3 protein-coding genes are annotated in these 4,899 nt (G+C 38.7%); all 3 read left to right on the plus strand.

From position 1 onward, the window contains the following. Nucleotides 1-449: 449 nt before the first annotated feature. The 3 genes from HT691_RS10975 (at nt 450) to HT691_RS10985 (ending at nt 4,401) form a co-directional block, all read left to right on the plus strand. A complete protein-coding gene (locus tag HT691_RS10975; RefSeq protein ID WP_000576348.1) occupies nt 450-677 on the plus strand; it encodes a hypothetical protein in 228 nt (75 codons plus the stop codon). Nucleotides 678-965: 288 nt separating this feature from the next. Further along, nucleotides 966-1,154, plus strand: a complete 189-nt coding sequence (locus HT691_RS10980; RefSeq protein ID WP_078800240.1) for a YSIRK-type signal peptide-containing protein — start codon at nt 966-968, stop codon at nt 1,152-1,154. Then, nucleotides 1,111-4,401: a sialidase domain-containing protein gene (locus HT691_RS10985; protein ID WP_171043184.1), complete on the plus strand. Its 3,291-nt coding sequence runs from the start codon at nt 1,111-1,113 to the stop codon at nt 4,399-4,401. Before HT691_RS10980 ends, HT691_RS10985 begins: the two co-directional genes overlap by 44 nt. The last annotated feature ends 498 nt before the right edge of the window (nt 4,402-4,899 follow it).

Raw genomic sequence — 4,899 nt, forward strand, 5'->3', positions numbered from 1 at the left:
GCCACCTCAAAACGGTGTTTTGAGCTGACTTCGTCAGTTCTATCTGCCACCTCAAAACGGTGTTTTGAGCTGACTTCGTCAGTTCTATCTGCAACCTCAAAACGGTGTTTTGAGCATCATGCGGCTAGCTTCTTAGTTTGCTCTTTGATTTTCATTGAGTGTAAAAAACAGATGAGTCTCTGTTTTCTTTTTATGGACTATAAATGTTCATCTGAAACTACTTTCAAGGATATTATTATACAAAAGAGTTTCTTGAAACTAAAATCTATTATACTACACTGTATTGAAAGCGTTTTAGAAATGAGGTATAATAAATTTGCTAACACTTATAAAAAGTGATAGAATCTTATCTTTATGTATATTTAAAGATAGATTGCTGTAAAAATAGTAGCAGCTATGCGAAATGACAGATAGAGAGAAGGGATTGAAGCTTAGAAAAGGGGAATAATATGATATTTAAGGCATTCAAGACAAAAAAGCAGAGAAAAAGACAAATTGAACTACTTTTGACAGTTTTTTTCGACAGTTTTCTGATTGATTTATTTCTTCACTTATTTGGGATTGTCCCCTTTAAGCTGGATAAGATTCTGATTGTGAGCTTGATTATATTTCCCATTATTTCTACAAGTATTTATGCTTATGAAAAGCTATTTGAAAAAGTGTTCGATAAGGATTGAGCAGGAAGTATGGTGTAAATAGCATAAGCTGATGTCCAATAATTTGCTTATAAAGAGATATTTTAGTTTAATTGCAGCGGTGTCCTGGTAGATAAACTAGATTGGTAGGAGTCTGATCGGAGAAAGGAGAGGGGAAATTTGGCACCAATTTGAGATAGTTTGTTTAGTTCATTTTTGTCATTTAAATGAACTGTAGTAAAAGAAAGTTAAGAAAAGACAAACTAAGTGCATTTTCTGGAGTAAATGTCTTATTTCAGAAATCGGGATATAGATATAGAGAGGAACAGTATGAATCGGAATGTTCAAGAACGTAAGTGTCGTTATAGCATTAGGAAACTATCGGTAGGAGCGGTTTCTATGATTGTGGGAGCAGTGGTGTTTGGAACGTCTCCTGTTTTAGCTCAAGAAGGGGCGAGTGAGCAACCTCTGGCAAATGAAACTCAACTTTCGGGGGGGGGGGAGCTCAACCCTAACTGATACAGAAAAGAGCCAGCCTTCTGAGGAAGGAGAAAATATAACTCTTCCTGCAGAGCATGTAGAGTCTGTTTCAGAGACTGAACTTTCTGGCAATGAGCAAGAACAAGAAAGGGAAGATAAGCAAGAAGAAAAAATTCCAAGAGATTACTATGCACGAGATTTGGAAAATGTCGAAACAGTGATAGAAAAAGATGACTTAGAGACGAATGATTCAAATGGAAAAAGAGTAGACTTGTCTGATGAATTAGAGAAAGTAAAGGGACTCCAAAATGCAACTGTTCATGTGGAGTTCAAACCGGCTGCTGATGGTCCTAGTTTTTACAATCTCTTTTCTGCTTCCAGTACAACTAAAGTAAATGAGTACTTTACAATGGCAATCAATAATGGGACAGCTTTGATAGAGGGACGTGGAGCTGATGGTAGCCAATTTTATGGAAGTTATACAGATGCGCCTTTGAAGATTAGACCAGGCAAGTATAATTCGGTTACTTTTACTGTTGAAAGACCAAGAAAGGATAGTCCAAATGGTCAGGTTCGTCTTTATGTGAATGGTGTATTATCTCGTACGAATAAAAAGTCAGGGAAATTCCTGGCAGGCATGCCAGATGTGGATAAACTTCAGTTAGGTGCAACTAATAGAGCAGGAGAACTGAAGTGGGGCTCAAATCTCTCTATTCGTAATCTGACTGTATACAATCGTGCTCTAACTCCAGAGGAAGTCAAAAAACGTAGCCAGTTATTTGATGTGACAGATATTGAGCCGTCACTTCCTGAAGGGGCAGTCTTGACAGAGAAGCAAGAGTTGTTTATGAGCGGTGTCAATGGTAAGCCAAATAGTGAAGGAATTAAGAGTTATCGGATTCCAGCTTTGCTACGTACGGATAAAGGAACATTACTGGCAGGGGCAGATCAGCGTCGTCTCCACCATTCTGATTGGGGAGATATTGCTATGGTCGTTAGGAGAAGTGAGGATGGGGGAACTACTTGGCAGCCAACCTTAACCTTGACCAACTTGCGAGACAATCCAGAAGCAAAAGATCCGCAGGCACCATCTCCACTTAATATCGATATGGTCTTGGTTCAAGATCCTACCACAAAGAGAATTTTTTCAATCTACGATATGTTTCCAGAAGGTCGAGCTGTCTTTGGAATGCCAAACAAACCTCAAAAAGCTTATCAACAAGTTGGAGATAAGCACTATCAATTACTATATAAACAAGGGGAAAATCAAGCATATACTGTCCGAGAAAACGGAGAAGTATATGATGCAAATAATCAAAAAACAGATTATCGCGTTGTAGTGGATCCAAAAGAAGAAGCCTACAGAGATAAGGGTGACCTCTATAAAGGAGAAGAGCTTCTTGGGAATATCTACTTTGCTCCATCTGCTAAAAATCCATTTCGTGTAGCCTATACGAGCTATTTGTGGCTTTCTTATAGTGATGATGATGGGAAAACATGGTCGCAACCAAGAGATATTACACCATCAATTCGCCAAGATTGGATGAAATTTTTAGGAACAGGTCCAGGTACAGGAATTGTGCTTAGAACAGGAGAGCACAAGGGTCGTATCTTAGTTCCTACTTATACCACCAATGCTATCTCCCATCTAAGCGGATCCCAGTCTTCTCGTTTGATTTATTCAGATGATCATGGAGAAACATGGCAGGCTGGAGCTGCTGTCAATGATGATAGGACAGTAGGCGGAAGGAAAATTCATTCCTCAACTATGAATAATAGTCCTGCCCAAAATACAGAGTCAGTTGCTGTACAGTTAAATAATGGTGATGTGAAACTCTTTATGAGAGGATTAACGGGTGATTTACAGGTTGCCACAAGTAAAGATGGTGGGCAAACTTGGGACAAGGAAATCAAGAGATACAATCAGGTTAAAGATGTTTATGTCCAAATGGCTGCTATTCACACCATGCACGAAGGAAAAGAATACATCATTTTAACCAATTCAGGAGGACCTAAACGGACGAATGGAATGGCTCATTTGGCTCGTGTAGAGGACAACGGAGACTTGACTTGGTTACATCATAGACCAATTCAAAAAGGAGAGTTTGCCTATAATTCGCTCCAAGAATTAGGAAATGGGGAGTATGGTATCTTGTATGAACACACTGAAAAAGGACAAAATGACTATACCCTATCATTTAGAAAATTTAATTGGGACTTTTTAACAAAAGATCCGGTATATCCAACGAGTGTAACTATCAGGGACGTTCGTAAATTGGAAACAGAAGAAGAGGATGCAGAACAAGGTATCTTAGCTATGCAATTTGATTCTGAGGTACTAGTAAATTCTATTCCGACTTTGACTTTAGCGAATGGACACAAAGCTACCTTCTTGACCCAAGCAGATCAAAAAACTCTACTTTTCACCTTTAATAAAGAAGATGCAGGTCAAGAAATTACAGGTCTACTGGCCGGTAGAATTGACAGTATGCATGATTTACCAGTTACACTAGCTGGCAGTAGAATTCCTGAAGATGCGAAAGAAAATCCTGTCGAGACCATGAATACAGTAAGAGAAAATGTATCTGAGGAGATGACAGAAAGGAAGTCAGAGAAGGATAAATTATCTTTGGGGTCTTCAGATAGAATGGTAGCAAACTCTCCTCTTACTTCTTTTGCTCCTCGTTACCTCCAATCTTATGTAGGAGATGTTATTAAAACTGAGACTAAAGTTCCAATAACGACTGGTTGGAAGCAAGAAAATGGTGCGTGGTATTTTTATACATCTGCTGGTGAAGTGGTGAAAGGCTGGCATCAGGAAGCGGATAAATGGTACTACTTGAGTTCTACTGGTGCGATGGCAACTGGTTGGGTCAGAGATGGTAATCAATGGTATTATTTGAGTGAGAGTGGAGCAATGTCTACTGGCTGGGTTGAATCCAGTGGTGTGTGGTACTATCTCAATGCTAACGGCTCAATGGCAACTGGTTGGGTCAGAGATGGTAACCAATGGTATTATTTGAGTGAGAGCGGAGCAATGTCTACTGGCTGGGTTGAATCCAGTGGTGTGTGGTACTATCTCAATGCTAACGGTTCAATGGCAACTGGTTGGATAAAAGATGGAGACCATTGGTACTATCAGGAATCATCTGGTGCAATGAAGGTAAATCAATGGTTCCAAGTTGGAGACAAATGGTACTATGTCAATGAAAGCGGAAGATTAGCGGTTAATACTATAGTAGATGGTTATAAAGTTAACTCCAATGGGGAGTGGGTCAACTACTAGAACCTTGGATGTTGATGAATAACTGAGACATGTTTTGTCCGTCATAGAGATTAAAAGTTTATTTAGATAGTTTTCGTAGAAATTTCTACTTTAAGAAAAAGTCAATTTAGATGAGCTCTTATTGCCGGGTAAATGCCTTGCTAGTCGTAAATAAACTGTATATTTCCGACTTACTTAGGACTGGATACCACTAGTCGCAACTTAACAGTTCGCTTTAAGTGTTAAAATGCATATAGCTAGTTATTGGTTATATGCGTTTTTGTTCTTGATTATTTTATTTCTGTCTTGGAATATAGGTAAAATTATAGTAAAATAAAATTCTGTAAATCATGTTGGTAGATATACAGGAAGAAGAGTGTATTGTTGACAATACAGCACATAGAATCCAACATGTCCTTATACTCAAAAAATCAAAGAGCAAATTAGGAAGCTAGCCGTAGCCTGCTCAAAACACCGTTTTGAGGTTGTAGATAGAACTGACGAAGTCAGCTCAAAACA

Origin of the sequence: Streptococcus sp. 477, assembly GCF_013277295.1 — a bacterium.
Taxonomy (GTDB): Bacteria; Bacillota; Bacilli; order Lactobacillales; family Streptococcaceae; genus Streptococcus; species Streptococcus pseudopneumoniae.